This window comes from Amycolatopsis thermophila (genome assembly GCF_030814215.1).
In the GTDB taxonomy this organism is placed as follows: domain Bacteria; phylum Actinomycetota; class Actinomycetes; order Mycobacteriales; family Pseudonocardiaceae; genus Amycolatopsis_E; species Amycolatopsis_E thermophila.
Genome location: NZ_JAUSUT010000001.1, coordinates 2,168,349 through 2,193,395, shown reverse-complemented (window position 1 = coordinate 2,193,395; position 25,047 = coordinate 2,168,349). Strand labels below are relative to the sequence as shown.

The window sequence follows — 25,047 nt, the reverse complement described above, 5'->3', positions numbered from 1 at the left end:
GTGGTTATCCACACTGGGGATGAGTCACAGTGCTGTAATTACCGGTCAAGCCGCTGTTCGGGGCAATCGCTGTGATCTTCCGCTCAGCGCCACTTCATGGTCATCAGCAGACCGATGATCATCAGGCCGAAACCGACGGCGAAGTTCCCGTTGCCCAGGTCCGCCATGAACGGGATCTTGTCCTGCGCGATGTACTGCACGACGATCCACGCCAGACCGATGATCATCAGCCCGAACATCACGATCTTGTAGAACAGGCTGGACGGCCCCGCGGCGCGCACCTTCACCGGCGTGCGCCGGTCGGTCGGCGGCGTGTACGCCGTCTTCTTGCGAACCTTGGACTTCGGCATCGGGAACCTCGCGTGTTCGTGTCCGGCCAGGTGGTGCGCATCCACCCGTACGTTCACACGTTAACGTAAGCGTCCCCGAGAGAGGAGCGCGCGTGGCTGTCCTCGACGCCCCGCCACCGGCGAAGTCGCGCGGTGGCGCCGCCCGCACCGCCCGGGTCGTCGGCGAAGTGCTGATCACCGCCGGGCTCGTGGTGCTGCTGTTCGTCGTCTACGAGCTCTACGTCACCGATCTCTTCTCCGCGCGCAAGCAGGCCAGTGCGACCGCCGCGCTCGACGACGACTGGGCGCAGGGCCGCACGCTGCACGCCGACCTGATCGACGGCGAGGCGTTCGCGAAGATGTACATCCCCAGCTTCGGCGCGGACTACCACTTCACGATCCAGGAGGGCACGGACGCGAAGGCGCTGGAAGTCGGGCCGGGGCACTACAAGGGCACCGCGCTGCCGGGGGAGCCGGGCAACTTCGCCGTCGCCGGGCACCGCGTCGGCAAGGGCGCGCCGTTCAACGACCTGGACCTGCTCGCCTCGTGCGACGCGATCGTCATCGAGACGCAGACCGACTTCTTCGTCTACCGCGTGCTGCCGCACTCCGACGAACTCGCGAACTGGAACGCCGCCAAGGCCGCGCGGCCGCAGTGCGCGAACGTCGGGACCCTGCGCACCGACGCGGCGGACGGCGGTCCGTACGGCCAGACCTACGGGCGCGAAATCGTCACGCCGGACCAGGGCGACGTGGTCGCGCCCGTGCCGCACCGCACCACGGACGTGCTGCCGCCGTCGCAGCAGGTCTCGTTGCTCACGCTCACCACGTGCCACCCGCGGTTCTCCGACAAGCAGCGGCTGATCGTGCACGCCGTGCTGACCAACCAGTACCCGAAGACGCCGGGTGCGACCTACGACCAGCTCCTGCAGGCGATCGGAGGGGCCTGATGTACGCCTGGATCTGGCGCCGGCTCCCCGGCCCGGCCGCGGTCAAGGCCGTGACCGCGCTCGTGCTGGTGCTCGGCGTGATCGCGTTGCTGCTGTTCGTGGTCTTCCCGTGGCTCGACCCGATGCTCCCGTTCAACCAGGTCTCGGTGAACTAGCCGCGGGAGACGCGGATCATTTCCGCGCGCTCGACGACCTTCACGCGCTCGCGGCCCTGCGGCTCGCCCAGGGCGCGTTCGTGCGCGTCCAGCTTGCCCCAGCCCTCCCAGGTGGTGAACTCGACGCCGCGCTCGGTGAGGAAGTCCGTGATCGCGTCCGGGTCGGACTGCGTGGGTGTGGGCAGCTCGTCCGCGTCGGCGAGCAGGCTGCGGATCGTCTCGGCGGCGTCGCCCTTGGTGTGCCCGATCAGGCCGACCGGGCCGCGCTTGATCCAGCCGGTCACGTACACGCCCGGCACCTGGTCGCCGTCGATGTCCAGTACCCGGCCGGCCTCGTGCGGCACGGTCCCGCTGTCGTGGTCGAACGGGATCTCCGGCAGCTCCGAGGACAGGTAGCCCACCGCGCGGTAGACCGCCTGCACGTCCCAGTCGTGGAACTCGCCGGTGCCGCGGACGTTGCCGTCGCCGGTCAGCTCGGTGCGCTCGGTGCGCAGCCCGGTGACCTTGCCGTCGCCGAGGATCTCCGTCGGCGAGTGGAAGAAGTGCAGGTGCAGGCGCTTGGGCCGGTCACCCTGGTCGCGGATCGCCCACTCCTGGAGCGTCTTGACCACCATGTCGACCTGCTTGGACTCGCGGATCGCGGCGATCGAGCCGTCGTCGAACTCGATGTCCTCGGGGTAGACGATGACCTCGACGTTCGGCGAGTGGTCGAGCTCCCGCAGTTCGAGCGGGGTGAACTTGGCCTGCGCGGGCCCGCGGCGGCCGAACACGTGCACGTCGGTGACCTTGCTGGACTTCAGGCCCTCGTACACGTTCGCCGGGATGTCGGTGGACAGCAGCTCGTCGGCGGTCTTGGCGAGCACGCGCGCCACGTCGAGGGCCACGTTGCCGACGCCCAGCACGGCCACGCTGGTCGCCTCGAGCGGCCAGGTGCGCGGCACGTCGGGGTGGCCGTCGTACCAGGACACGAAGTCGGCGGCGCCGTAGCTGCCATCCAGGTCGATGCCCGGGATGTCCAGCGCGCGGTCGCTCATCGCGCCGGTGGCGAAGATGACCGCGTCGTAGAACTCGCGCAGGTCGTCGAGCTTGATGTCGGTGCCGTAAGCGACGTTGCCCAGCAGGCGGATGCCGGGCCGGTCGAGCACCTTGTGCAGGGCGGTCACGATGCCCTTGATGCGCGGGTGGTCGGGCGCGACGCCGTACCGGATCAGCCCGAACGGCGCCGGCATGCGTTCGAAGAGGTCGATGCTGACGTCGGTGCCGGACTTGTCGAGGATGTCGGCGGCGTAGATGCCGGCGGGGCCGGCACCCACGATGGCGACGCGAAGAGGACTACGGCTCACCCTGCCACGGTAAAGATAGGTCACCCTAACTTTCACTGTGATATGAATTGCGGTCCAGCATGTGGACACAAGTAGGGTGGGTGCCATGCGGGTACTCGTCGTCGACAACTACGACAGCTTCGTCTACAACCTGGTCCAGTACCTGGCCCAGCTCGGCAACGAGTGCACCGTCTGGCGCAACGACGTGGTGGACCTCGACCGCGTGCCCGAGTTCGACGGGGTGCTCGTCTCACCCGGCCCCGGCACGCCGGAACGCGCAGGTCAGAGCGTTGACGTGGTGCGCCGGTGCGCGGACAGCCGCACCCCGCTGCTGGGTGTGTGCCTCGGCCACCAGGCGATCGGCGTAGCGTGGCACGCCACCGTCGACCGCGCGCCCGAGCTGCTGCACGGCAAGACCAGCGAGGTGCGTCACCACGGGGCCGGCGTGCTGGCCGGCCTCCCGGACCCGTTCACCGCGACCCGCTACCACTCGCTGACCGTGCTGCCCGAGACGATCCCCGACGAGTTCGAGGTCACCGGGCGCACCGAGTCCGGCGTGGTGATGGGCATGCGGCACCGCGAGCTGCCGGTCGAGGGTGTGCAGTTCCACCCCGAGTCGGTGCTCACCCAGGGCGGTCACCGGATGCTGGCGAACTGGATGGCCACCGCCGGTCACCCGGTCGAGCCGCGGGTGGTGGACGCGCTGGAGCGCGAGGTGACGGCGTTGCAGAAGGCCGCCGCTGCGTGATCCGGCTGCTGGGGGTCGGCAAGCGCTACGGCGACGTCCCGGTGCTGACCGGGGTGGACCTCGAGGTGCGACCGGGCAGCGTGGTCGGCATCGTCGGCACGAACGGCTCCGGCAAGTCGACGCTGCTGCGGATCATCGCCGGGCTGGCCCGTCCGTCGTCGGGCACGGTCACCGGCCGCCCGCGCGTCGGCTACGTCCCGGACCGGTTCCCGGCGTCGACGCGGATGAGCGCGGTCGCCTACCTCCGGCACCTCGGCCGGATCTCCGGCTCGTCCGAAGTGGACCCGCGTGAGCTGCTGGAGCGGCTGGCGCTGGCCGGCGACCCGAAGGCGCCGCTGCGGCACCTGTCCAAGGGCAACGCGCAGAAGGTGGGCCTGGCGCAGGCGCTGCTCGGCGAACCGGATTTGCTGGTGCTGGACGAGCCGTGGTCGGGCCTCGACCCGGACGCGCACGAGGTGCTCGGCGAGATCATCGCCGAGACCAGCGCCCGCGGGGCCGGGGTGGTGTTCAGCGAGCACCGCGACGAGCGCGCCCACGCCCACGCGACGGAGGTGTTCCGGCTGACCGGCGGGGCGGTCGAGGTCGTGGACCGCGCCGCCCGCGTGGTCCTGCGCGGCTCCGGCGCGGTGGACCTGCCCGGGGTCCTCGCCACCCACCGCGACGGCGACCGCGTCGAGCTGACGGTCGCCGCGGAGAGCACCGACGAGCTCCTGCTCAAGGCGCTCAGCGGCGGCTGGTCCGTGGTGCGGGTCGACACCCCGGCGGTGCACCCGTGATCCGCTACCAGCTCGCGTTGCTCGCGCACTCGCAGCGGTGGCTGCCGCCGCTCCTGGCGTACGTGATCATGCTCGGCGTCCTCTACAGCGATCCGGGCTCCGAGGCGCGGCCGCTGTTCGGGGTCAGCGCCGGCGCGCTGACCGTGGTCGCGTGCTGGCTGGCGATCGCTCTGATCGACGCCGAGGACCCCACGCAGCGGCTGATCACCCGGGTGCACGCCGGCGGACTGTCCACAGTGATCACCGGAATCGTGGCGGCGATCGGCCTGTGCTGCGCGGTGCTGATGGTGGTCCCCCTGCTGTGGGCCGCGCTGGTCCACACCGGATTCACCGCGGCGGTGCTGGTGGACGGCGTGCTCGCGCACAGCGCCTGTGCCGCGGCCGGTGTCGCCATCGGACTGCCCTGCTCGCGCCTGGTGCTGCCGCGGATCGGGTACACGGTGCTGACCGCGCTGGCGGCACTGGGCGTCGTGCTGCTGACGCGGTGGGTGCCGGTGGTGAACCCGATGCTGCGCGCCCTGCTGGGCACCGGGTCGCGGTCCGCGGTGGTGCTCGGACTGCTCGGCGGTGTCGCCCTGCTCGCGCTGAGCGCTGCCGGTACCGGCTGGTGGGTGCGCCGCCGCGGCTGAGTATCGTGCCCGGATCGGCAGTGGGGGTGACTCGTGGCGTCTTTGTTGTTGGTGGAGGACGACGACGCGCTCGCGGAGGCGATCTCGCTCGCGCTGGGCGGGCTCGGCCACGACGTCGCACTCGCGGGCTCCGGTGAGCGCGCGCTGTCCGAGCTGTTCGACGGCTCCGGCGGGGTGGACGTGGTCCTCCTCGACGTCATGCTGCCCGGCATCGACGGGTTCGAGGTGTGCCGCCGGATCCGCGCCCGCAGCCTGGTCCCGGTGATCCTGCTGACCGCCCGTGGTGACCCGGTCGACGTCGTCGTCGGGCTCGAGGGCGGCGCGGACGACTACGTGGTGAAACCGGTCGAGCCGCGGGTGCTCGACGCGCGGATGAAGGCGGTGCTGCGCCGCGGCGCGCCACCGGCGGATCCGCTGGTCCACCTCGGACACCTGGAACTGGACACGGCCGGCATGACGGTCCGCGCCGACGGCGAGGACCTGCACCTCACCGCGACCGAGTGGAAGCTGCTGATGGAGTTCGCGAACCACCCCGGCCAGGTGCTCAGCCGCCAGATGCTGCTCAAGCGGGTGTGGGACTACGGCTACGTCGGCGACTCCCGGATCGTCGACGCGGCGGTCGCCCGGCTGCGGGCCAAGATCGAAAAGGATCCGGGACGGCCGGAGCTCCTCCGCACGGTCCGCGGGATCGGGTACCGCCTGATCCGGCCATGAGGCCGCACTTCGGGTTGCGCGCGCGGATCGCGGCGGCGGTGGTGCTGGTGACGCTCGCCGCGACGGCCGCGATGGCCCTGGCCGCCTACCAGCTCCAGGCGAACGACACGACGAGCCGGTTCCACTCCGCCTCCCGCGCGGACTTCGCCTCCGACCTCGCCCAGACCCGGTTCGTCGCGCAGGAACTCTCCCCGGACCACGTCGTCGGCTACATGACGCGGGAGAGCGCGGTGGCCTGGAGCGTGTTCGACTACAGCGGCGACAGCCTCGTCGTGCACGGCACGGCCCCGCCGGTCGAGCTGCCGGGCTGGCTGCTCACCGCGGCCCGGCGCAACGCGGACCCGATGAGCCTGCAACCGGCCGACACGCCCTACCTGGTCCTGGCCGGGTCGCCGGTGGACGACCTCGTGCTGGTCGAGTACTACACGCTGGACTCGTTGCGGGCGGACCTGTCCAAGCTCCGCCGCAACCTGGCCGGGATGGCGTTGCTGGTCGCGGTGCTCGGGGTCGCCGGCGCGCTGGTCGCGGCGAAACGGATCCAGCGCCCGGTGCGCGCGGTCGCCAACGCCGCGCTCCGCCTGGGCGACGGCGACCTCGGCACCCGCCTGGCCGTGCGCGGCCGCGACGAGCTCGCCGACCTGGCCGGCTCGTTCAACGCGATGGCCGAGCGCGTCGGGACCTCGATCGCCGAGCTGCGCGCGAAGGAGGAGCAGCAGCGCCGGTTCGTCGCCGACGTCGCGCACGACCTGCGCACCCCGGTGGCCACGATGGTCGCCGCGGCCGACGGCGTGGACAGCCCGAACCCCGAGGCCCGCGCCCGCGCCGGTCAGCTCCTGGCGGTGCAGTCCCGGCGCCTGGCGACCCTGGTCGAGGACCTGCTGGAGATCTCCCGGTTCGACGCCGGCGTCGCCGACTTCCGCGCCGAACCGGTCGACCTCGCCGACCTGTGGGCCGAGGCGATCGAGCTGGCCGGCGGGACGGGCATCACGCTGAAGACCACCGGTGAGGTCGTGGTGCAGGGCGATCCGCGGCGGCTGCACACGATCGCCCGCAACCTGCTGACCAACGCGCAGACGCACGGCGCACCACCGGTCACGGTCACCGTCGGCGGGGGCGGCCGTGACGAGGTCACCGTGGAGGTCGCCGACTCCGGCCCCGGCGTGCCCGGCGACCTGGGGCCGCTGGTGTTCGACCGGTTCGTCCGCGGCGACCGGGCCCGCACCGCGACCGCGGGCAGCGGCCTCGGCCTCGCGATCGCCCAGGAGAACGCCCGCGCCCACGGCGGGCGGATCGAGGTGTCCACTCGCGACGGTGCGGTGTTCACGCTGCGGTTGCCGCGCGAGGTCAGTGAACCCCGAGCGCGGTCTGCCCGGGCGTGAGCGTGTCCCCGCAGCGGCGCAGCCCCCACGCGTTGATCTTGCTCTCCGTCGCCGCCACGTTTTCGTTCGCGTAGTCCTGCGCCGCGGCGAGCAGGCCCGGATCGGTCACCGCGTCCCGGCGGACGAAGTCGCCGCCGTAGTCGGCCGCGTCCGGGTAGGTGTAGATCGGCACGTAGTCCCGCGCGAGCCGCGGGTCGGAACCGACGCCGGTGACCGGGCCCCAGTACATCCGGAAGTGGATGAAGGTCGGCTTGACCTCCTCGAACACGTGCTCGCGCAGCGCCGCCATGTCCTGGTCGTGGTAGTGGTCCGCGATCTCGTCGTCGACCAGGCCGGCCAGATCGACCACGTGCAGCCGGCTCGTCAGCGAGGTGCCGCCCAGGTCCGGCTCGAGCACCGAACCCTCGCGCACGCCGAGGATGTCCGCGTACTGGTTGAACATCCGGCCGAACCGGTCGGCGACGAAGCACATCGGCAGCGTCGGCTGGCTCTGGAACTTCTCGTTCGCCCGCTCGAGGCTCGCCACGGACGGGACGAGCGTCACGACCAGCGCGCCGCACAGCAGCACCCGGCCGCGGGCGCGGGTGTTGCGGAACACCTCGGTCGCCGCGAGCGCGCCGATCAGCGCGGACAGCGCCCACACTGGCGTGGCGAAGCGGAACTGGGCCATCCAGTCGGGCTCCAGCACCGCGTACGCGGCCAGCGCCAGCCCCAGCGGCACGAGCAGCGTGATCAGCCCGTCGCGCCACCACGACGACCGCGCCAGTGTCAGACCGACCAGGACCACCAGCACGAGCACGGCCAGCGCGCCCGCGTACTGCACCAGGTCACCGGCGCGGGTCAGCTGCCCGATCTCCGGCAGGCCCTGCCGCTTGGCGACCGCGGTGTTGGCCACCAGCCGCCCGAACTCCAGGTACCGCCACAGCACGTAGGACCCGAACGGCACCGCGAACGCGGCCACCGACACCAGCGCGTGCCCGAGGCTCGGCTTCAGGTTCGCGCGGCGCAGGTGGATCAGCACGACGACCGGGTAGACCCCGGCGTAGATCGCGCCCTCCGGGCGGGTCAGCGCCGCGACCGCCGCGAGCACCCCGGTCGCCGCGGCCACCCGCGAGGTCCGCAACCGTCCGGAAAGGACGGCCCGGAACGTCACGACGGCGAGCGTGACCACGGCCAGCGCGTACAGCGGGTTCTCCAGACCGGAGAACGCCCAGATCACGAACGACGGGATCGCGGCGAGCACCGCGCCGCCCGCGAGCGTCACCACCCAAGGGCGCCGGACCACCATCGCGGCCGCCGCGTGGAAGGCGACCAGGATCCCGGCGCAGCACAGCAAACCCAGCGCCTTGGGGAACAGCACGTAGTCCGGGATGCCGAAGAACGTGCCGCGGTCGAACAACCCCACCAGGCGGCCGAGCGCCAGCAGCGCCGTCCAGGTGGGGTTCGAGTAGCCCTCCACGGGATCCGCGCCCGGCTGCACGACCGGGCCGAGCCCGTCGGAGAGGTTGCGGGCGTAGGCGAAGGTGATGGCCGCGTCGTCGACGATCCAGTTGCCGTAGCGCGCGGCCTGCACCGCGATCAGCGCCGTCCCGCCGGCCACCGCGACGGCCGCCTGCCACCGTCCCGAGCCGCCCCGCACCGGTGGCGGTTCCGTCGCGCGGGCAGGGGACATCGCGGGAGCAATCACCATGACGGCAAGTTATCGGTCTTGTGTGCCAGAACTGTCACAGTCGTTCGGTGGTTCTGTGCCAAAAGGACGGGCCCGCCTCCCCGGTGGGGAAGCGGGCCCGTGGCACCGGAACCGTCAGAAGTTGTTGTGGCCCGTCGGCGGGAAGATGCCCCCGCCACCCGGGGTCGACGGCGTCGAGCTGTTGCCGCCACCGCCGCCGCCGTTCCTGGCCTCGCCGATGAACAACGTGATCGTGTCGCTCTTCTTGATCTGCTGGCCCGCCGACGGGTTGGTGTTGGTCACCTTGCCGACGTTGTCGTCGTCCTCGTCCAGCTGCTCGGCCTGGTACTGGATCGTGCCGTCCCAGCCGAGCTGCTGCAGGATCTGCTGCGCCTCGTTCTGGGTCTTGCCGATCAGGTTCGGCATCTGGATCTTCTGACCCGACCCGTTGGACACCGTCAGCTCCACCGTCGAGCCCTCGGGCTGCTGGCCGCCGTTCGGCTTCTGGTTGACGACCTGGCCCTCCGGCTGGTCGGAGTCCGTCTCCTTCTTCGTCACCTTGAAACCGAGCGCCTCCAGGCCCGCCTTGGCGACGTTGTACTGCTGGCCGGTGTAGTCGGTGATGTCCACCATGTTCGGCGTGCGGCCGATCGTGATGGTCACCGTGCTGCCCTGGGCGACCTGCGCGTTCGCCGGCGGGTTCTGGCTCTGGACCTTGCCGTACTGGTCCGGGTCGTTGACATCGACCTCCTGGATGTTCTGGTCCAGGAGCAGCCCGGCCTGGTTGAGCAGCGACTTGGCCTCGTCCTCGGTCTTGCCGTTGAGCGCGGGCACCGCGACGTTGCCGGGCTTCGCGCCGACGAAGATCGTGATGCGCTGGTCGAGCGCGACGCTCACCCCGGCGGCCGGGTCGGTGTTGATCGCCTTGCCGACGTCGTCGCCGCTGCACGTCTCGGTGCCGTCCGTCCGGCGCAGGCAGGGCTTGTCCATCAGCGTCACGTTGCTGAAGCCCTTGTTGCGGATCGTCGCCTCCGCCTGCGCGGACTGCTGCCCGCGGACGTCCGGGATCAGCGCGGTCTCCGGCTTCGAGTCGAACGCCCCGGTCAGCCACAAGATGAACGCGATCAGGCCAAGACCGATGATCGTGAAGACGATCGCCGCGATGATCTTGCGGCGCTTGCGGCGCTGCTCGTCCTCCTCCAGCGCGTCCGGGTCGTAGTCGGCGGCGTGACCGGGTGTCCCGGCGATCACCTGCGTGCGCTCGTCCGGCGTCATCACCATCGGCGCGGACGGCCGCTGTCCGGACAGCGTGCGGACCAGGTCGGCGCGCATCTCCGCGGCGGACTGGTACCGGTTCGCCGGGCCCTTCGCCAGCGCTTTCAGCACGATCGCGTCCAGCTCCGGCGACACCGCGGGGTTCACCGCCGACGGGGCCTTCGGGTCCTCCCGCACGTGCTGGTAGGCGACCGCGACCGGGGAGTCACCGGTGAACGGCGGCTCGCCGGTGACCAGCTCGAACAGCACGCAGCCGGCGGCGTAGACGTCGCTGCGCGCGTCCACGCCCTCGCCGCGGGCCTGCTCCGGCGACAGGTACTGCGCCGTGCCGATCACCGCTGCGGTCTGCGTCATCGCGGCCTGGCCGTCGTGCATCGCGCGGGCGATGCCGAAGTCCATCACCTTGACCGCGCCCTGGTCGGTGATCATCACGTTGGCGGGCTTGACGTCCCGGTGCACGATGCCGTGCCGGTGCGAGAAGTCCAGCGCGGCGCAGACGTCGGCCATGACCTCCATGGCGCGCTTCTGCGACAGCGGGCCCTCGGTCTTGACGATGTCGCGCAGCGTCCGTCCCCGGACGTACTCCATCACGATGTAGGGCAGCGGACCGTACTCGGTCTGGGCCTCACCGGTGTCGTACACCGCGACGATCGCCGGGTGGTTCAGCGCCGCGGCGTTCTGCGCCTCGCGCCGGAACCGCTCCTGGAACTGGGGGTCGCGGGCGAGGTCGGCACGGAGGATCTTCACGGCGACTTCACGGCCGAGCCGGACGTCGGTGCCGTGGTGGACCTCGGACATGCCGCCGTAACCGAGCGTGTCGCCCAGTTCGTAGCGGTTGGACAGCATCCTGGGTGCAGTCATCGGAGAAAGCCGTTCCGTTCCGTCCAAGGTGTGCTCATCATGCCTCGTAGGTCGTCTCTTCGGGGGGAGGGAGTTGCCGCGTGCCGGGGACCATGTCGGTGGTGCCGACCTGACCGCCGGGGAGTTTGCCGGTCCCGCTGCCGCCCCAGTCGGGCAGTAACACCAGCAGGGCCACCACGATCCCGGCCACCAGTACGGCCAGCAGCACCCACACGGCGATCGGAACCCGCCGCCGCGGTGGCACCGGCATCGGCAGCACCCCGCTCGGGTGCGGCATACCGGGTGGGCTGACCGGCTGCATCGCCGGCTGGGAGGCCGGGCCGACGGGTGCCACCGGACCGACGACCGGCGCATAAGTCTGCACCAGGCCGGACGGCGCCGGTAGCGCGTGCCCGTTCCGGACCGCGGCGATGGCGGCCGCGAACTCGCCGCCGCTGTTGTAGCGCTGCCGCGGGTCCTTGACCAGGGTCGCCTCGATGACCGCGCGCGCGTGCGGTGGCACGTCCGGCGGCAGGGGCGGCGGCAGGTCGCGGATGTGCATCATCGCGACCGTCACCGCGTTCTCGGACAGGAACGGGCGGTGCCCGGCCAGGCACTCGTACCCGCAGACGGCCAGCGAGTAGACGTCGCTCGCCGGTTCCGCGTCGTGGCCGAGCGCCTGCTCGGGTGCGATGTAGTGCGCGGTGCCCATCACCATGCCGGACCTCGTCACCGGTGCCGCGTCGGCGGCCTTGGCGATGCCGAAGTCGGTGACCTTCACCGTGCCGGTCGGGGTGACCAGGATGTTGCCCGGCTTGATGTCCCGGTGCACCAGACCGCGTTCGTGGGCGGCCTGCAACGCGTTTCCGGCCTGCTCGAGGATGTCCAGCGTGCGGTCGGCCGCCAGCCGTCCCTCGCGCATCAGGATCCCGGCCAGCGGTTCGCCGTCCACGTGCTCCATCACCAGGTACGCGATGGCGTGCTCGCCGGCGACGGTCTCGCCGTAGTCGTGCACCGCCGCGATGCCGGGGTGGTTCAGCGACGCCGTCGTCCGCGCCTCCGTGCGGAAGCGGTGCAGGAACTCCGCGTCCTGCGACAGTTCGGCCTTGAGCACCTTCACCGCGACGATGCGGTCCAACCGGGTGTCACTGGCCTGCCAGACCTCGCCCATCCCGCCGACGGCGATGCGGTGGACGAGCCGGTAACGATCGGCCAGCAGCTGACCGGTGGACAGCATGCGCTACCCACCCCCGAGCTGGGCGTTGATCGCGGCGCGGCCGATCTCGGCCGCCACGGTGCCACCGGTCGCGGCCAGGCCGCGGTTACCACCGGACTCGACGATCACCGCGACGGCGATCTGCGGGTCGGCGGCCGGCGCGAACGCGGTGTACCAGGCGTGCGGCGGCGTGGCCTTCGGGTCGGTGCCGTGCTCGGCGGTGCCGGTCTTGGAGGCGATCTGGATGTCGCCGCGCTTGCCGCCGCCCTTGGTGTTCGCCTCGGAGGCGATCATCATGTCGGTCAGCACGGCCGCGTTCTCCTTGGACAGCGCCGGCGTGCCGGTCAGCTTCTCGGGAGAGAACGTCTGCAGCGTCTCCGACAGGTCGGCGCCGAGCAGGCTCTTGATCAGCTGCGGCTTCATCGCCATCCCGCCGTTGGCGATCGTGGCGGACAGCATCAGGTCCTGCAGCGGGGTCAGCCGCACGTCGCGCTGGCCGATGCCGGACTGGTAGAGCGCGCCCTGCGAGTCCAGGTCGCCCAGCGCCGACGGAGCCACGGCCAGCGGGATCGACAGCGGCGTGCCGATGCCGAAGTTCGCCGCGGTGGCCCGCAGCTTGTCGGCGCCCAGCTGACCGGCGAAGGTCGCGAACGGGACGTTGCACGAGTAGGCCAGCGCGTCCTTGAACGTCGTGCCCGGGCACGACTCGCCGCCGTAGTTCTCCAGGGTCACGTTGGTGCCCGGCAGCTTCACGTTCGGCGCGTTGCTGACCGGCGTGGTCGCGGTGGCGCCGTTCTCCAGCTCGGCCGCGGCGACCAGCAACTTGAACGTCGAACCCGGCGGGTAGGTCTCCGAGATCGCCCGGTTGACCATCGGCTCGGCCGGGTCGTCGGTGAACCTGGTCCACGCCTCCTGCTGCGTCGTGCTGTCGTGCGAGGCCAGGGCGTTCGGGTCGTAGGAGGGCGTGGACACCATCGCCAGGATCTCGCCCGTCTTCGGGTTCATCGCGACGGCGGCGCCGGTGTAGCCCTTCTGCGTCATGAGGTTGTAGACGGCCGACTGCACCGCGGGGTTGATGGTGAGCTGCACGCTGCCGCCGCGCGGGTCGCGGCCGGTGACCATGTCCGACAGGCGGCGCACGAACAGCCGCGGGTCCGAGCCGTTGAGGATGTCGTCCTCGGCCCGTTCCATGCCGGCGGAGCCGTAGCGCACCGAGTAGTAGCCGGTGACCGGCGCGTACATCGGGCCGTTGGTGTACCGGCGCTCGAACTTCAGCTTGTCGTCCGTGGCCGTCACGTCGGCCAGGACCTGGCCGTCGAACTGGGACACGATGCTGCCCCGCTGCCGGGAGTACTCCTCCAGCAGCACCCGCCGGTTGCGCGAGTCGGTGCGGTAGTCGTCGGCCTTCACCACCTGGATGTAGGTGATGTTGGCCAGCAGCAGCACCACCATGGTGAGCATGGCGATGCCGACGCGGCGCATGGGCTTGTTCATGCCGTCGGTTCCCCTGTCGCGTTGCCCCCGGCCGGCGGCCGCTGCACCATCACCGTGTGCGCCTCGGCCAGCGGAGCCTGCTGCTGCGGCTGCTTGGGCCGGGGTTTCTGGGACGGCCGCCGCGCCGCGTCCGAGATGCGGAGCAGCAGGGCGACCAGGATGTAGTTGGCCAGCAGCGACGACCCGCCGTAGGACAGGAACGGTGTCGTGATGCCGGTCATCGGGATCAGCTTCGTCACGCCGCCGACGATCACGAACACCTGCATGACGATCGTGAACGACAGGCCGCAGCCGAGCAGCTTGCCGAAGGTGTCCCGCACGGCCAGCGCGCTGCGCATGCCGCGCGTGGCCAGCAGCAGGTAGACCACCAGGATCGCGGCCAGCCCGACGAACCCGAGCTCCTCGCCGAGGCCGGCGGTGATGAAGTCGGTGTTGGACTCCGGCACGATCTCCGGCCGCCCGGCGCCGAGGCCGGTGCCGCCGACCCCGCCGGTGCCGAGGCCGAACAGGCCCTGCGCGATCTGGTAACCGCCGCCCGGGTCGGAGTACGTCGCCAGCGGGTCGATCCAGTTCGCGACGCGCTGCTGCACGTGCGTGAACAGCTGGTAGGCGATCAGGCAGCCGACGATGAAGAAGCTCAGCCCGGTGAGCACCCAGATCGCCCGCTCGGTGGCGACGTAGAGCATCACCAGGACGATGCCGAAGAGCAGCAGCGACGTGCCCAGGTCCTTCTCGAACACCAGGACGAGCAGGCAGACCGCGGCGGCGATGAGCAGCGGGCCCAGGTCACGCGCGCGGGGCAGCTCGACCCCGAACACCTTCTTGCCCGCGATCATGAACAGGTCGCGCTTGGCGACCAGGAACGACGAGAAGAAGATCATCAGCAGGATCTTCGAGAACTCGGCCGGCTGGATGGAGAAGCCGGGCAGCTTCACCCAGACCTTCGCGCCGTTGACCTCGGACAGCGAACTGGGCAGCACCGCGGGCAGCGCCAGCGCGACCATGCCGATCAGGCCCGCGGTGTAGCCGTAGCGGGTCAGCGTCCGGTGGTCCTTGACCACGATCAGCACGGCGAGGAACAGCGCCAGCGACAACGCGGTGAACAGCACCTGCTTGGGCGCGTCGGCGGCGAAGTTCTCCCCGGAGCGGGTCGCCTCCTCCGCGTTGGCCAGGTCGATCCGGTAGATCATCACCAGGCCGAGGCCGTTGAGCAGCGCGACGCACGGCAGGATCAGCGGGTCCGCGTAGGCCGCCCAGCGGCGCACCGCCGCGTGGGCGACCGCGAACAGCCCGAGGTAGGCCAGGCCGTACCAGACGATCGCCCAGGACAGCTCCTGTTCCTGGTTCGCCTGCACGAGCACGAACGCGCACGTGACGATGAACGCGGCGAAACCCAGCATGGCCAGTTCGGTGCCACGCCGGGTGGGCATCTCCCGCGGGGGATTGCTGGCGTAGAGGGCGGCTGCCTGATCCGACAGCGGTGGCTGGCTCATCAGCCTCCACCACCTGGCACCGTCGTCGTCGCGCAGTCCCTCCCCGCCTGCTGGCTCGTCGGTTCGGTCGGCACCGTCGGCACGCCGGGGATCGTGGTCTGGGTGCAGTCCCGCAGCGTCTTGTAGCGCAGGAAGTTGTCGATGTAGTCGCGGGCGTCGGCCAGGCTGTCCTTCTTCACGCCGTTGCGCACCGCCGCCTGCGCGTCCTGTTGCAACTGCGGCACGGTCAGCTCGTCGCACACCTGGTCACCGGACGGGCACGAGCCCTCCGCCTGCTGGTGCAACGGGATGCCGAGGATGCTGCCGGGCACACCGCGGAAGATCGCGACCTCCTGGTTGGCGCCCTCGCCCACGTAGTACTGGCTGAGCACGAAGTAGCGGGTGGCGATCGCGCCCGCGCCGAGCACCACGAGCACCAGCAGGACGCCGACGATCCAGCGCCACCTGCGGCGCTTCTTCGGCTCCTCCGGCGGCGCGATCATCGGCGGCGGCGGTGGTGGCGGCTGGGTCAGGGCCCGCGCCCGCGCCGCGGGGGAGTCGCCCTGGTGGTCGTACTGGTCGCTGCCGTCACCGGCGGCGCCGCCCACGATGGGGGCGTTCTCGCCGTAGTCGACGTCCACCACGTCGGCGACGATGACCGTCACGTTGTCGGTGCCGCCGCCCTTGAGCGCGAGCTCGATCATGCGGTCGGCGCAGTCCTGCGGGTCCGGGATGCGGATCGCCTCGGCCAGCGTCTCGTCGCTGACCATGCCGGACAGGCCGTCCGAGCACAGCAGGTACCGGTCGCCCGCGCGGGCCTCGCGCACCGTCAGGCTCGGCTCCACCTCGTGCCCGGTGAGGGCCTTGAGCAGCAGCGAGCGCTGCGGGTGGGTCGCCGCCTGGTCCGCCGTGATGCGGCCCTGTTCCAGCAGCTCGTTGACGAAGCTGTCGTCACGGGTGATCTGCGTCAGCTGACCGTTGCGGAACATGTACGCCCGCGAGTCCCCGACGTGCACCATGCCCAGGCGCGAACCCGAGAACAGCATCGCCGTCAGCGTGGTGCCCATGCCGTCGAGGTCGGGGTCGTTCGCGACCAGCTCGCTGATGGCCGCGTTGCCGCCGGCCACCGCGTCTCTGAGCATGGTCAGCAGGTCGTCGCCCGGTTCGTCGTCGTCGAGCGGGGCGAGCGAGGCGATGACGACCTTGCTGGCCACCTCACCCGCGGCATGGCCACCCATGCCGTCGGCGAGTGCGAGCAGGCGTGGACCCGCGTACACCGAGTCCTGGTTGCTGGAACGCACCAGGCCACGGTCGCTGCGGGCCGCGTAGCGAAGAACGAGTGTCATGGGCGAAGCTCGATCACCGTCTTGCCGATCCGGATGGGGACACCGAGGGGTACTCGGAGGGGTGCAGTGACCTTAGCCCGGTCCAGATAAGTCCCGTTGGTCGATCCCAGATCTTCCACGTACCAGTCCGTGCCGCGCAGCGACAGCCGGGCGTGCCGGGTGGAGGCGTAGTCGTCGTCCAGCACCAGGGTGGAGTCGTCGGCGCGGCCGATCGTGATCGGCCTGCCGTCGAGCGTGATCCGGGTGCCGGCCAGCGCCCCGTGGGTGACGAGCAGCTGGCGGGGCGTCTTGGCGTTGCCCCGCGGCTTCTTCTGCTCCTTCGCCCGGCGCAGGCCGGGCATCGCCACCTTCAGGCCCGACGCGGCGTACAGATCCGAGCGCACCACCCGTAGGGCAGCCAGCACGAACAGCCAGAGCAGCACGAGAAAGCCCACTCTGGTGAGTTGAACGACCAGCTCCGGCACGTGTCTCCGCCTTCTGTTCTCCCGACCGTGGCACGCGTGCGCCACGGCGTCCCGCAGGGGTCATTCTGCGGGACACGGGATTTCGGGTGCTAACCCGGGCAGGCGCAGGTTACCGGCGCGCGTGTCAGCCCTGCGTGCGGAACACCAGCGAGGAGTGGCCGACCCGGATCACGTCGCCGTCCGCGAGCTGCCACGTCTGCACCGGGGTGCCGTTGACCGTGGTGCCGTTCGTGGAGCCGATGTCGGCGAGCGTCGCGCTCTGGCCGTCCCAGGTGATCTCCAGGTGACGCCGGGAGACACCGGTGTCCGGCAGGCGGAAGTCGGCGTCCTGGCCGCGGCCGATGACGTTGCCGCCCTGCTTGAGCGTGTAGTTCCGGTTCGAACCGTCGTCGAGCTGCAGGACCGCCTGGACCTGGCGGCCGGCACCGGGAGCGGCGGGCGGCGGGGCGTAGCCCTGCTGCGCGTACGGGTCCGGCGCGCCCTGCGGGGGCCCGTAGCCGCCCGGCGGGGTGCCGTAGCCCGGCTGCTGGGCGTAACCCTGGTCATAACCGCCCTGCGGCTGGCCGTAGCCCTGGTCGTAACCCGGCTGCTGGGCGTAACCCTGGTCATAACCGCCCTGCGGCTGGCCGTAGCCCTGGTCGTAACCGGGCTGCTGGGCGTAGCCCTGGTCGTAGCCGCCCTGCGGCTGGCCGTAGCCCTGGTCGTAGCCCGGCTGGCCGCCGTAGCCGCCCTGGTCGTAACCGGGCTGACCACCGCCGTACCCGCCCTGGTCGTAACCCGGCTGGCCGTAGCCGCCCTGGTGGTCGTACCCGGGCTGTCCCTGCTGTCCGTAGCCGTACTGGCCCTGCTGGCCGTACGGGTCACCCTGGTCGTATTGGCCTTGGCCGTAGCCGGGGGGCTGGCTCATTGCTGGGTCTCCTGCGTTGCTGGGTCGTGCTGACCGTCCTGCACCCGCGACGTTACGCGCGCTGACGTCGGGGTCGACGGATGAACGGGTCTTGAATTGTCCAGTATGCAGCGCGTCGTTGCGCTCGAGCGAAACTACGACGTCACCATAGGTGTCCCAGCCGTGTTCGGCGAGGTGCTCCGAAACGGCTTCGGTGAGCACCCGGGTGACGCGCAACTCATCGCCGGCCATCCGGTCGTAGTCCGTCGGCCCCAGCGACACGATGTAGTGGTTGGGGGCGAGCAGCCTGCCACCGGCCAGCTCACGAACGTTGTCCTCACCTTCGCGTTCCAGGGCTTGCGCCACCTCTTGCGTGACGACGTTGCCGCCGAACATGCGTGCGAAGGTGTTGCCCACCAGGGATTCCAGGCGTCGATCGAAGCGCTCAACGCGGCCCACGGAACCCAAGCCCCCCTTCGCAGCATGTGCTTTCGCACCGATCCTATCGGGATCCGCGCCCTCGGACACGACCCCCGGTGAAGGGCCCCGAACGGGCCTGCTAAAGTTCCTTTCGCTGTCGCAGCAACTCGGGCGAGTGGCGGAATGGCAGACGCGCACGGTTCAGGTCCGTGTGTCCGAAAGGACGTGAGGGTTCAACTCCCTCCTCGCCCACCCGCTGACCCGGGCTCTGGATCCCAGAGCCCGGGTTTTTTCGTTCGGCTACGGTGTCCAGTCCGCGTTGGCGCCGCAGAGCAGGACGCACGTCAGCTCGCCGGGCACGTTCCCGGCCAGCCACGCGGCGAAGGGCACCGCGGCGGCGGGTTCGACCGCCAGCCGGAACTCGTCCCACAGCCGGTCGCGCGCGGCGACGATCTCCGCCTCCCCGACCACCAGCGACGCCACCGGCGCGCCCGACAACACCGCGAACGGGACCTCGCCGACGCGGGTCGCGCCCAGGGCGGACGCGGCGACCGAGTCCACCTCCGCGTCGACCGGGTGCCCGGCCGCCAGCGCCTGGTGCAGGCACGAGCAGCGCTCCGGCTCGACCGCGACCGTCCGCCGTCCGCCGGAACCGAGCGCGACTCCGGCCGCGAGCCCGCCGCCGCCCACGGCGACCGCGATCCCGTCGACCTCGGGCGCGTCCTCGACGATCTCCGCGGCCACGGTGCCCTGCCCGGCGACCACGACCGGGTCGTTGTACGCCTCGAGGTAGCGGGCACCGGGCGCCTCGGCCAGCTCGTGCGCGGTCGCCGCGGCGTCGGCGTAGCGGGACCCGGCCCGCACCAGCCGCGCGCCGGCGGCCTCGATGCGGCGCGCCTTGTTCTCCGGGACGTTCGCCGGGACGACGACCGTCGCGGGCAGGCCGAGGATCGCCGCCGCCGTCGCCACCCCGATCCCGTGGTTGCCGCCGGATGCCGTCACCACCTGCTCCGGCCGCTCGCCCGCGAGCAGCGCGTTCAGCGCGCCGCGCAGCTTGAACGAGCCGGTGCGCTGCAGGTGTTCGAGCTTCAGCACCAGGGGGTGGCCGTCGACCTCGGCGCGCAACAACGGGGTGCGACGGACATACGGGCGGACGCGCTCGGCCGCGGCGGTGACGTCGGCGACATCCGGGACGACAGTGGTGGTCATGTCTCCACTGTGCGCACCCCGGGCGTAAGCCGCCAGCGCTTTCCGATGGCCCGACGTTAGCAATACTTACGGCATGCTCGTCGCCGAACGACTGCGCGTCCTCGTCGAGGTCGCCCACGCCGGGTCCATCGCGACCGCGGCCCGGAACATGGGGTTCACCGCGTCCGCGCTGTCCCAGCAGCTGGCCCGTCTGGAACGGGAGGCCGGGTGCGCGCTGGTCGAGCGGCGGGCGACCGGCACGTCGCTCACCGAGGCGGGCCGCGTCCTGGTGCGGCACGGCGAAACGATCGTGGGCGAGCTGCGGGAGGCGGAGCAAGCGCTTGCGGCGCTGCGGAACCGTCCGCCGGCGGACCTGGTCGTCGGCACCTTCGCCACCGCCGGCCAGGTGCTGTTGCCGCCGGTGGTGGGGGAGTTCCGGCGGGCGCACCCGCAGACGCGGCTGCGACTGGCCGACCTGGAGCCGCCGGACGGCTACGACCGGGTGGTGTCCGGCGAACTGGACCTGTTGATCACACACCGCTACCCGGGCCGGGAGCTCCCGCCGGCGCGCGGTCTGACGAGGGTGCCGCTGCTGGCCGACCGGTTGCGGCTGGTGCTGTCCCCGCGGCACCCGGCGGCGCGGAAGACGGAGGTCGCGCTGGTCGATCTCGCCGGCGACGACTGGATTTCGGCGGACCGCCCGTGCCTGGACCTGCTGGCCGCGCAGGACGGGGTGGAACCGCGGATCGCGTACGAGACCAGGGACTACGCGGCGATCCTCGCGCTGGTCCGGGCCGGCCTGGGCGTGGCGCTCGTGCCGGCGAGCGTGGCCCGCGGCGCCGGCGGGATCGTGGTGCGCGACCTGGCCGGGAGCGCGCTGGACCGCGAGATCTACGCGGTGCACCGCCCCCGGCCGGCCGCGCACGTGTCGGCCGCGATCGGCCTGCTGACGCGCGTGGCGTCCCGGCTCAGCTGACGCCGACCAGGTCCACCACGAAGACCAGGGTCTCGCCCGGCTTGATCACGTCGCCCGCGCCGCGGTCGCCGTAGGCCAGGTGCGGCGGGATCACCAGACGCCGGCGGCCGCCGACCTTCATACCCTGCACGCCCTGGTCCCAGCCCGGGATGACGTGCCCCGCGCCGAGCGGGAAGCGCAGCGGCTCGCCGCGGTTCCACGACGCGTCGAACTCCTCGCCGGTGGCGTGCGAGACGCCCACGTAGTGCACGGACACGACGTTGCCCGCGGCGGCTTCGGCGCCGTCGCCGACGCTGAGGTCCGTGACCTCCAGGTCCGCCGGGGGCGGCCCGGTCGGCTTGTCGACCTCCGGCCGTTCCAATGCCATGCTGTTCCTCCCTGTCGTCGGTCGCTGCACGGTACCCACCGGTGCCGGGAGCCGCATTTTCAGCTCGTGGTCCAGTGCTGTAATGAGCAGCGTGAACCTCGATGACCTGACCCCGCGCAGCCGCGCGGTGGCCGCCGGGCGGCCGGACGAACCCGGGCAACCGCTGAACACGCCGCTGGTCCCGGCGAGCACCTACCTCGCCGGGGCGGACTTCAAGTACGCGCGCGAGGACGGCACGCCGACGTGGGCGGCGCTGGAGGAGGCCGTCGGCGCGCTGGAAGGCGGGCACGCGACCGCGTTCGCGTCGGGGATCGCGACCGCGGCGGCGGTGCTCGATCTGCTGGATGTCGGCGCCGAGGTGGCCGTGCCGGTGTACAGCTACGCGGGCACACGCGGGTTGCTGGACCACGCCGCGAGCAAGGGGCGGCTCAAGGTGCGGCGCATCGAGCCGTCGGACCGGCAGGGCTGGCGGACCGCCGCTCGCGAGGCGGACGTCGTGTGGGTCGAATCACCGACCAACCCGACGCTGGACCTGATCGACATTGCCGAGCTGACCGGGCAGCGGGCGCGCGTCGTGGTGGACAACACGTTCGCCACCCCGCTGGGCCAGCAGCCGTTGTCGCTGGGCGCGGACATCGTGGTGCACAGCGCGACGAAGCTCATCGGCGGGCACAGCGACCTGCTGCTCGGTCTCACGATCGCGGCCGACGACGGCGTGGCGCGGGAACTGCGCGACGCCCGCACCCGGCTCGGGGCGACGCCCGGTGCGCTGGAGGCGTGGCTCGCGCTGCGCGGGCTGCGCACGTTGCCGGTGCGGCTGGCCGAGCAGTCCCGGACGGCGGCCCAGCTGGCGGAGCGGCTCGGCGCGCACCCCGCGGTGACGCGGGTCCGCTACCCCGGCCAGGGCACCATGATCGCCTTCGAACTGGCGGACGCCGAGGCGGCGGACCGGCTGTGCGGCGCGCTGCGGCTGATCCGGCACGCGACGAGCCTCGGCGGGGTGGAGAGCATCGTCGAACGCCGCGCGATGTGGCCTGGCGACGCGCACGTGCCGGCCGGCCTGGTGCGCTTCAGCGTCGGCCTGGAAGACCCCGAGGACCTCTGGCGGGACCTGTCTCAGGCACTGACCTGAGCGCGGCGCGTGAGCTGGTCCGGATCCAGGTGCCAGGCGTGCACGACGTGCGGGTGGATCCGGATCACCTCCCGGCTGAACCACGCGCCGCCGTACGACGGCGGTTCGTGGTCGGTCAGCAGTTCGGCCGTGCCGCGGATCTCGATGCCGCGCCCCCAGCCGGGCTTGACCGCGCCGGGCTCGTCCGGGGTCATGTCGTCCACGACGAACGAGACCTCGGGGTTCGTCTCGAGGTTGCGCCACTTCTGGCTCTTGCTGAGGTTCGGGCCGCCGATGTCGATGGTGCCGTCCTGGTTGAGCTGGAAGCCCACCGGCCGGACCTGCGGGCGCCCCTTCGCGTCCACGGTGCCCATGCGCCCGAGGCGCTGGCTTTCGAGATAAGCGCGCTCGCGCTCGGTGAAGACCATGGCACGACGGTAGAACCTCCAGTTAAGTGGAGGTCAAGCGGTCACCGGGCGGCCCGCCCCACGGCCGTGGCCGGGTAGGGGAAGTCCCGGGGTGGCTTGGCTTCCCGGTCCACCCACCGGCGCATCGCGGCGTCGCAGATGGCGTAGCCCCAGTTGATCAGCCCTTCCTGGGTCGCGTCCGGCACGCGTCGCAGGCGGGTGGGTGAACCGGCCAGTGCGAGGGTTTGCCGCACCGGCGCGGGCAGGGCGTCGGCGACCTCGAAGTTGCCGATGTCGCTGTAGCTGCCCCAGTACGCGCCCCGGAACTCGCCCTCCACATAGGACTCGATCAGCGACGAGGTGCGCAGGGTGCGGACCTGGTTGTCCATGATGTCGACCGTGCGCAGCAGCTGACCGGGCCACGACCGGGAAACCGACCGCATCCGGTCCATCCGCTTGCCCGCGTCGCTGACCAGCACGGTGTCGCAGTGCCCGATCACCGCGTCCAGGCCGAGGTTGTCGAACACCCCGGCGTCGCTCAGCTCGATCCGGCTGTCCTCGCCCGGGACCGGGGTGGTCAGCACGACCGGCGACAGGAACGGCGGGAACGCCGACGACGCGGCCACCGCCGTCGCCAGCTGGACGGGCGGGTCCTGCTGCCGTTCGCGGTAGAACCACCACTGGTCGCCGTCCTGCAGATCGGTCGCGGTGAACACGAAATGCGGTCCGCCGGCGGGGAGATCCGGCAGGAGCACGTCGCCGAACAGGTGCTTCCGGTAGGCCGCCGCGAGAACCTCCCCGGTGCTGCGGCCGGGCGTCGCCAGGCCGCGCAGGATCACCGGCACGTCCAGGGTCCGGCCGGCGAGCGCGCGCACGGGCCGCACGACCTCGTCGGTGAAGTTCGCCGCCACCTCGCCGGTGAACTCCAGGCGCGGCCACGCGACCGCGAGCGCGCCGGCCGTGATCGACCCGCCGGAGACGCTGGAGATCCGCGTCAGCCGCGGCAACCAGCCCAGTTCGTTGATCCGCCACAGCGCGCCGAGGTGGAACAGCATCGCCCGGTAGCCCCCGCCGGACAGGCAGAGTCCAACCCCAGTCCGCGTCATGCGAACGGGTGTACTACGAGTCGATCACCGGTGGCAAGGAGTGACCTGTTGCCAAGGGCGCCCCTCGCCGCTAACGTACAACCATGTGGTTGTAAGTCAGTTCGACGACGCGGAGATCGACCGGATCTTCCACGCACTCGCCGACGCCACCCGGCGCGACATCGTGACCAGGGTGCTGCGGCAGGAGGAGTCGATCTCGCAGCTCGCCCGCAGGTACGACATGAGTTTCGCCGCGGTGCAGAAACACGTGGCGGTGCTCGCGCGGGCGTCGCTGGTCGTCAAACAGCGCAGCGGGAGGGAGCAGCTCGTGCACGGCAATCCCGAGGTGCTGCGCAAGGCGGCCCGCCTGCTCGACGAATACGAACAGATCTGGCGCCACCGCGCCCAGGCCATCGAGGACATCCTGTCCGAGGAGGACGCATGACTGTCATCAGCTCGCACAAGGACACCGCGGCCCTGACCCTCACCATCGTCGCCGAGTACGGCGCCGCCCCCGACCGCGTGTGGCGCGTGTGGGAGGACCCGCGCAAGCTCGAGCGGTGGTGGGGCCCGCCGACCTGGCCGGCGACGTTCGAACAGCACGACTTCAAGGTCGGCGGACGCGCCGCGTACTTCATGACCGGCCCGGACGGCACGAAGGCGCACGGCTGGTGGCAGATCACCGCGATCGACGCCCCGAACCGGCTGGAGTTCGACGACGGGTTCGCCGACGACCGGGGCGAGCCCACCAGCGAGATCCCGCCGATCCACTGCACGGTCACCCTGGAGCCGCACGGGGGCGGCACCCGGATGACGACGGTCAGTTCCTTCGCCGGTGTCGAGCACCTGGAGAAGATGATCGAGATGGGCATGGAGGAGGGCATGAAGCTCGCCGAGGGCCAGATCGACGCCCTCCTCGCCGAGGACTAGGCCCGGAACTCGCAGCGGATCATCGACGGCACTCCCGCGCCGGCGGCTTTTCACGGCCGCCGGCGCCTCCCACGGCCCGAGCCCGTTCAGTCCAGCAGGTGCTCCAGCACGACCCGTTCCGCCGCGCTGACGTACTCCGCGTAGTAGTCGTAGAGCGCGCGTCGCGCGAGTTTGGCCGCCAGTGGCCCGTCGCCGGCTTCGACCGCGCGCAGCACTTCCTTGTGGTGCGCGACCGAGGCCCGCATCAGCGCCTGCCGGTCCGAGGAGTTCTCCAGCTTGCCCGCGATCAGTTCCAGCACCACGCCCCGCACGACCTTGCCGCACACCACGATGAGCGCGTTCCGGCCCGCCCGCGCGACCACCTCGTGGAAGGCCACGTCCGCCCGGCTGAACGTGGCGTAGTCGTCCAAACTGGACGTCATCGCCTCGAGCGCGGACCGCAGCTCGGCCAGATCCGACTCCGTGCGCAGCTCTGCGGCCAGCCGGTACGCCGAACCCTCCAGGATCATCCGGAACTGCACCAGTTCGGCCAGCCCGAGCGTCTCCGCACGCGCCAGCCGGTCCAGCGACTTCTGCAGGGTCGCCGGCGACGCGGGCAGGATCTCCGGCCCGCGCGGATCGCCCGGACGCGACCGGATCACCTCGCTCGCCTGCAGCACGCGCAGCGCTTCCCGGATCGTCGAGCGGCTGACGCCGAACCGGGCCATCAGCTCGCGTTCCCCGGGCAGCCGTTCGCCCGGCCGGAGCCGGCCGGTGAGCACGGCCCGCTCGATCTGCTCCACGATCCGCTCGTAGGCGCGGACCGGGCTGACCGGCTCGAAGTCCATCGTCGTCTTGACCTTCACCCCATCTGGTGCAAACCTAGGCTACTGGTCGGACCAGCATACTGACTCGGGGTG

Annotated in this window: 26 protein-coding genes and 1 tRNA gene; 12 read left to right on the top strand and 15 right to left on the bottom strand. The window is 71.3% G+C overall.

Translation table 11 applies throughout. From position 1 onward, the window contains the following. Nucleotides 1-83: 83 nt before the first annotated feature. Nucleotides 84-350 carry a cell division protein CrgA gene (gene crgA / locus FB470_RS10860; protein ID WP_306990768.1) on the bottom strand — a complete coding sequence of 89 codons (267 nt, stop codon included), beginning with the start codon at nucleotides 348-350 and terminating at the stop codon, nucleotides 84-86. A gap of 92 nt (nucleotides 351-442) precedes the next feature. Here crgA and FB470_RS10855 point away from each other — a divergent pair, with 92 nt between their 5' ends. Together FB470_RS10855 and FB470_RS10850 are read left to right on the top strand one after the other, a co-directional pair. Further along, entirely contained in the window at nucleotides 443-1,279 is an 837-nt protein-coding gene (locus tag FB470_RS10855) for a class E sortase (protein ID WP_306990767.1), read from the top strand. Further along, complete coding sequence (locus tag FB470_RS10850; protein WP_306990766.1) at nucleotides 1,279-1,434, top strand: hypothetical protein; 156 nt, start codon at nucleotides 1,279-1,281, stop codon at nucleotides 1,432-1,434. Before FB470_RS10855 ends, FB470_RS10850 begins: the two co-directional genes overlap by 1 nt. Here FB470_RS10850 and FB470_RS10845 read toward each other — a convergent pair. After that, nucleotides 1,431-2,747 (bottom strand): FAD-dependent oxidoreductase, encoded by a 1,317-nt coding sequence (locus tag FB470_RS10845; protein ID WP_306999191.1) that lies wholly within the window; start codon nucleotides 2,745-2,747, stop codon nucleotides 1,431-1,433. The two genes, FB470_RS10850 and FB470_RS10845, sit on opposite strands and share 4 nt — an antisense overlap. 115 nt (nucleotides 2,748-2,862) lie before the next feature. Here FB470_RS10845 and FB470_RS10840 point away from each other — a divergent pair, with 115 nt between their 5' ends. The 5 genes from FB470_RS10840 to FB470_RS10820 are packed head-to-tail and all read left to right on the top strand — an operon-like array spanning nucleotide 2,863 to nucleotide 7,002. Beyond that, entirely contained in the window at nucleotides 2,863-3,504 is a 642-nt protein-coding gene (locus tag FB470_RS10840) for an aminodeoxychorismate/anthranilate synthase component II (RefSeq protein WP_306990765.1), read from the top strand. Next, the gene (locus tag FB470_RS10835; RefSeq protein WP_306990764.1) at nucleotides 3,501-4,280 is read left to right on the top strand and encodes an ABC transporter ATP-binding protein; all 780 of its coding nucleotides are present in this window, start codon (nucleotides 3,501-3,503) and stop codon (nucleotides 4,278-4,280) included. The genes FB470_RS10840 and FB470_RS10835 overlap by 4 nt, the downstream gene beginning before the upstream one ends. After that, nucleotides 4,277-4,909: a hypothetical protein gene (locus FB470_RS10830; protein ID WP_306990763.1), complete on the top strand. Its 633-nt coding sequence runs from the start codon at nucleotides 4,277-4,279 to the stop codon at nucleotides 4,907-4,909. Before FB470_RS10835 ends, FB470_RS10830 begins: the two co-directional genes overlap by 4 nt. Before the next feature lie 33 nt (nucleotides 4,910-4,942). Next, complete coding sequence (locus FB470_RS10825; RefSeq protein ID WP_306990762.1) at nucleotides 4,943-5,623, top strand: response regulator transcription factor; 681 nt, start codon at nucleotides 4,943-4,945, stop codon at nucleotides 5,621-5,623. Beyond that, entirely contained in the window at nucleotides 5,620-7,002 is a 1,383-nt protein-coding gene (locus FB470_RS10820) for a sensor histidine kinase (RefSeq protein ID WP_306990761.1), read from the top strand. Before FB470_RS10825 ends, FB470_RS10820 begins: the two co-directional genes overlap by 4 nt. Here FB470_RS10820 and FB470_RS10815 read toward each other — a convergent pair. The 8 genes from FB470_RS10815 to FB470_RS10780 form a co-directional block, all read right to left on the bottom strand. Next, nucleotides 6,968-8,692, bottom strand: coding sequence for a hypothetical protein (locus FB470_RS10815; RefSeq protein ID WP_306990760.1), 1,725 nt, complete (start codon nucleotides 8,690-8,692; stop codon nucleotides 6,968-6,970). The two genes, FB470_RS10820 and FB470_RS10815, sit on opposite strands and share 35 nt — an antisense overlap. Before the next feature lie 114 nt (nucleotides 8,693-8,806). Continuing rightward, nucleotides 8,807-10,807 (bottom strand): Stk1 family PASTA domain-containing Ser/Thr kinase, encoded by a 2,001-nt coding sequence (pknB, locus tag FB470_RS10810; protein WP_306990759.1) that lies wholly within the window; start codon nucleotides 10,805-10,807, stop codon nucleotides 8,807-8,809. 37 nt (nucleotides 10,808-10,844) lie between these two features. Further along, nucleotides 10,845-12,023, bottom strand: a complete 1,179-nt coding sequence (locus tag FB470_RS10805; protein ID WP_306990758.1) for a protein kinase domain-containing protein — start codon at nucleotides 12,021-12,023, stop codon at nucleotides 10,845-10,847. Nucleotides 12,024-12,026: 3 nt separating this feature from the next. Continuing rightward, nucleotides 12,027-13,496 carry a peptidoglycan D,D-transpeptidase FtsI family protein gene (locus FB470_RS10800; protein WP_306990757.1) on the bottom strand — a complete coding sequence of 490 codons (1,470 nt, stop codon included), beginning with the start codon at nucleotides 13,494-13,496 and terminating at the stop codon, nucleotides 12,027-12,029. Further along, on the bottom strand, nucleotides 13,493-14,989 hold the full coding sequence (locus FB470_RS10795) for an FtsW/RodA/SpoVE family cell cycle protein (protein WP_306990756.1): 1,497 nt from the start codon (nucleotides 14,987-14,989) through the stop codon (nucleotides 13,493-13,495). Before FB470_RS10795 ends, FB470_RS10800 begins: the two co-directional genes overlap by 4 nt. Continuing rightward, on the bottom strand, nucleotides 14,989-16,314 hold the full coding sequence (locus FB470_RS10790) for a PP2C family protein-serine/threonine phosphatase (protein ID WP_306990755.1): 1,326 nt from the start codon (nucleotides 16,312-16,314) through the stop codon (nucleotides 14,989-14,991). Before FB470_RS10790 ends, FB470_RS10795 begins: the two co-directional genes overlap by 1 nt. Further along, complete coding sequence (locus FB470_RS10785; protein WP_306990754.1) at nucleotides 16,311-16,778, bottom strand: FHA domain-containing protein FhaB/FipA; 468 nt, start codon at nucleotides 16,776-16,778, stop codon at nucleotides 16,311-16,313. The genes FB470_RS10790 and FB470_RS10785 overlap by 4 nt, the downstream gene beginning before the upstream one ends. A gap of 124 nt (nucleotides 16,779-16,902) precedes the next feature. Then, nucleotides 16,903-18,123, bottom strand: a complete 1,221-nt coding sequence (locus FB470_RS10780; RefSeq protein ID WP_306990753.1) for a DUF3662 and FHA domain-containing protein — start codon at nucleotides 18,121-18,123, stop codon at nucleotides 16,903-16,905. Between the two features lie 130 nt (nucleotides 18,124-18,253). On the opposite strand from FB470_RS10780, the gene FB470_RS10775 reads away from it, so the two are divergent. Continuing rightward, nucleotides 18,254-18,336 (top strand) — tRNA-Leu (locus FB470_RS10775). A gap of 48 nt (nucleotides 18,337-18,384) precedes the next feature. On the opposite strand, the gene FB470_RS10770 is transcribed toward FB470_RS10775, so the two are convergent. Further along, nucleotides 18,385-19,293 (bottom strand): serine/threonine dehydratase, encoded by a 909-nt coding sequence (locus FB470_RS10770; RefSeq protein ID WP_306990752.1) that lies wholly within the window; start codon nucleotides 19,291-19,293, stop codon nucleotides 18,385-18,387. A 73-nt stretch (nucleotides 19,294-19,366) separates the two neighbouring features. On the opposite strand from FB470_RS10770, the gene FB470_RS10765 reads away from it, so the two are divergent. Then, nucleotides 19,367-20,248, top strand: a complete 882-nt coding sequence (locus tag FB470_RS10765; protein WP_306990751.1) for a LysR family transcriptional regulator — start codon at nucleotides 19,367-19,369, stop codon at nucleotides 20,246-20,248. Here the strand turns inward: FB470_RS10765 and FB470_RS10760 are convergent. Beyond that, entirely contained in the window at nucleotides 20,241-20,615 is a 375-nt protein-coding gene (locus tag FB470_RS10760; protein WP_306990750.1) for an FKBP-type peptidyl-prolyl cis-trans isomerase, read from the bottom strand. The genes FB470_RS10765 and FB470_RS10760 overlap by 8 nt on opposite strands. An 82-nt stretch (nucleotides 20,616-20,697) precedes the next feature. Between FB470_RS10760 and FB470_RS10755 the strand changes: the two genes are divergently transcribed. Then, nucleotides 20,698-21,747, top strand: a complete 1,050-nt coding sequence (locus FB470_RS10755) for a trans-sulfuration enzyme family protein (protein WP_306990749.1) — start codon at nucleotides 20,698-20,700, stop codon at nucleotides 21,745-21,747. Here the strand turns inward: FB470_RS10755 and FB470_RS10750 are convergent. Together FB470_RS10750 and FB470_RS10745 are read right to left on the bottom strand one after the other, a co-directional pair. After that, nucleotides 21,732-22,154, bottom strand: coding sequence for a PPOX class F420-dependent oxidoreductase (locus FB470_RS10750; RefSeq protein WP_306990748.1), 423 nt, complete (start codon nucleotides 22,152-22,154; stop codon nucleotides 21,732-21,734). The genes FB470_RS10755 and FB470_RS10750 overlap by 16 nt on opposite strands. Nucleotides 22,155-22,195: 41 nt before the next feature. Then, complete coding sequence (locus FB470_RS10745; protein WP_306990747.1) at nucleotides 22,196-23,239, bottom strand: patatin-like phospholipase family protein; 1,044 nt, start codon at nucleotides 23,237-23,239, stop codon at nucleotides 22,196-22,198. Nucleotides 23,240-23,324: 85 nt separating this feature from the next. Here FB470_RS10745 and FB470_RS10740 point away from each other — a divergent pair, with 85 nt between their 5' ends. After that, nucleotides 23,325-23,663: an ArsR/SmtB family transcription factor gene (locus FB470_RS10740; protein ID WP_306990746.1), complete on the top strand. Its 339-nt coding sequence runs from the start codon at nucleotides 23,325-23,327 to the stop codon at nucleotides 23,661-23,663. Continuing rightward, entirely contained in the window at nucleotides 23,660-24,148 is a 489-nt protein-coding gene (locus tag FB470_RS10735) for an SRPBCC family protein (RefSeq protein ID WP_306990745.1), read from the top strand. Before FB470_RS10740 ends, FB470_RS10735 begins: the two co-directional genes overlap by 4 nt. A gap of 86 nt (nucleotides 24,149-24,234) precedes the next feature. Here FB470_RS10735 and FB470_RS10730 read toward each other — a convergent pair whose 3' ends face one another. Continuing rightward, nucleotides 24,235-24,975, bottom strand: coding sequence for a FadR/GntR family transcriptional regulator (locus FB470_RS10730; protein WP_306999189.1), 741 nt, complete (start codon nucleotides 24,973-24,975; stop codon nucleotides 24,235-24,237). Nucleotides 24,976-25,047 lie beyond the last annotated feature (72 nt).